Origin of the sequence: uncultured Algibacter sp., assembly GCF_963976535.1 — a bacterium.
Classification (GTDB): domain Bacteria; phylum Bacteroidota; class Bacteroidia; order Flavobacteriales; family Flavobacteriaceae; genus Algibacter_B.
Genome location: NZ_CAXBLF010000115.1, coordinates 1 through 3,020, shown reverse-complemented (window position 1 = coordinate 3,020; position 3,020 = coordinate 1). Strand labels below are relative to the sequence as shown.

The window sequence follows — 3,020 nt, the reverse complement described above, 5'->3', positions numbered from 1 at the left end:
CATTAACAACAATTCCTAATCTATCAAAAATATAATTGATTATTGCGTAGTGATGTATCGTATGGCTATTTGCTTGAGCCAATAATGAGCCATAAGTATAAGGTATTTCCGTTTTACCCAATCCTAAATCATCAACTACTATAACGGCTTCATTAATATCTATTGTGGTAGTACTTAATCTCCCAATTATTAAGTTTAGGTAATCTTGAGCACAACCGCAATCAGATTCCACATCTTTATTTCTACTTCTAGCAGTTAAGTCTACTTTATCTTCAGTATTCATATTAAAAATACAATCATAGAAATCTAAAATATGCCTAATATGTGTACCTATACTTGAATAGTAAGGCGAAACAGAAGCATCACACAACTGGGCATTCGATAAATTATCTAATAAAACTTGAGATTTTTGTAGTGTTTTAAGAGTAGATTGGATGATAACGTTCATGGACACTAATTTAACTAAATAATTTGAATTTCATAAAACATTTTACTTTAGTCTAAACACTTCAAAATCCTTACAAGTAATACATGATTATGTTATCAGGGTTAACATAGTCTAGACATTATAATAATAAGCTATTTTCTTAAATCCTCCAAGACCAAACGCAATTCCCCATAACTGTATTTCTCATCCAATTGATTTTTTAAATCAGATAAGCTTTCAAATTTTTTCTTTGGAATTACAGCTTTCAATTCCTCATAATGTTCAACAGGCATTAAATCAGTAACTTTTACTTCTCCTGAATCTATAAAACTCGCTAGGTGTCCAATAATAGTGCTAGGAACAAATTCTCGCTCTTTGGCAATTTCAAAAATGGTTTTACCTGATTTAAATAACTCTAAAGATAATTTCTTAGAGTCTGTAACCTTTTTCTTTTTTGGTTTCTCAACATCAAAAATTTCTGCTTCGTTAGCCGTTTCAATATCATGTGCTTCGCAATACGCTCTAATCACTTTTAAAATAGCTGAACCATATTTTTCAACACGTGTTTTTCCCATGCCATTAACCTTTAACAATTCCCGTTTATTGGTTGGTAAGGTTTCACACATTTCATAAAGTGTTTTTTGTGCAAAAATCTGATAATGAATCAAGTCTTTCTCCTGAGCAATATCATTTCTCAACATGCGTAGTTTTTCAAATAACTCCACATTGCTAGTCCCTTCAACAATTGTTTTTCTAAGTTTTTTGGGTTTATCTTTACCCATAAATACCGACTTAGCTCGCAACTCTAAAATCTGTTCAGCCGTAAAACCTTCCTCTAAACCTTTAAAATAAAGTAATTTTACAGAAAGTAATTCTTCAAAGCTATCCAAGTGTTTAGTGATTTCACTACCCACAGTTTGATTATCCGTAGTAAAAGCAAAAGTCTTTAAAGGTGTAACAATCTTCGTCTCTGTTTCTGTTTTAAAATAACCAATCCCCTTTTTAAAACGCACTTGAATCGTCGCACTCTTTTCTGGCAAACCACCATCTTCCAAAAGCTGTTTCAACTGTGCGTTAAATCCATTAGCCACCTTCAAAAGGTTAGTAATCGTGTCTTTAATAGGTAAAAAAGTATTTTCTATAGGCCCTTCAACCACTGTTCTATTCTTATAATAAGTATCTAAAATACGATTCAAAGGATATAAAAACTTATAAAAACCAAACACTTCAGCAATTAAATCCAACTGAAAATGTTTCTGAGAATGTTCTAAAACTGCTTCATCTGGTGCATTTTGTTCAGCGTTTTTATTAAAAGAGGTCACGTTATCATCACTGATAATTTGGCTAGAATGAATCTTACTCTTCAACACCAAACCTTCCAAAGATTTACATCTGCTCAATGCCACATACGTTTGCCCATGCGCAAAAGCACCTTGAGCATCAATAATAGCCTTTTCAAAAGTTAACCCTTGACTTTTGTGAATCGTAATAGACCACGCTAAACGTAACGGCATTTGGGTATAAGACCCGATCTTATTTTCAGTAATCGCTTTGGTTTCTGCATCCACAGAATAATTAATATTCTCCCAAATTTCGGGCGTTACGTTAATATTAAAATCATCATCAGGGCAATGCACCACAACTTCATCTGCATCCAACAAAATTACCTTCCCTATCTTACCATTAAAATAGCGCTTATCAGGGCTACTATCATTCTTCACAAACATCACCTGTGCGCCCACTTTTATTTCCAAAGTCGCTGCATTTGGATAAGCATACTCAGGAAATTTCCCATCCACTTCTGCTGCATAAGTAAACGTTTTAGTTGTCAACTTCTCCAATTCTATTCTATTGGTCGCTTCGGCTTTATTATTATGAGTCGTTAACGAAATATAACCAGCATCTGGCTTAGGTGTAAAATCTGGTATATAACGTTTGTTCAATTCAGCAGCAGCAGCTTCGCTCAATTCATTATTTCTAATCTCGTTAAGTATTTCAATAAATTTTGGATTCTCTTGCCTATAAATATGTTTCAACTCTATAGTAATTGCTTCACATTGTTGGTATGCAAGACTGCTAAAAAAGAACCCATTCTTATAAACATGTTTCAATAAATCCCATTCCTGCACCTTAATAACAGGAGAGAGTTGTTGCAAATCGCCAATCATTAAAACTTGTACACCACCAAACACTTTGTTTCTGTTTCTAAAACGGCGTAACGTTCTATCAATACCATCCAACAAATCAGCTCGAACCATACTAATTTCATCAATAACCAAAAGGTCCATCGACTTAATAATATTGATTTTCGTTTTACCAAATTTTCTATTGAATCCTTTAGAAGCATTCAAATCTGTATCAGGCAAAATAGGGCCAAAAGGCATCTGAAAAAAAGAATGTATCGTAACACCTTTAGCATTAATCGCAGCCACACCCGTAGGTGCCACCACCACCATACGTTTTAAACTGTTCATTTTTAATCGGTGCAAAAACGTGGTTTTTCCAGTCCCAGCTTTGCCCGTTAAAAATATAGATCGATTTGTATTATTCACAAACGCCCACGCTAATTCTAACTCTTTATTTTCCTTCATTA

General features: G+C 33.7%; 2 protein-coding genes. Both read right to left on the bottom strand.

Annotated features, from left to right (window positions below):
• Window positions 1-448, bottom strand: a 448-nt coding sequence (locus AAC024_RS15815) for a hypothetical protein (RefSeq protein WP_339896457.1), incomplete at its 3' end; no start/stop codon positions are given.
• Window positions 449-579: 131 nt separating this feature from the next.
• Window positions 580-3,020: helix-turn-helix domain-containing protein (locus tag AAC024_RS15810; protein WP_339896455.1), on the bottom strand; the 2,441-nt coding region annotated here is incomplete at its 5' end.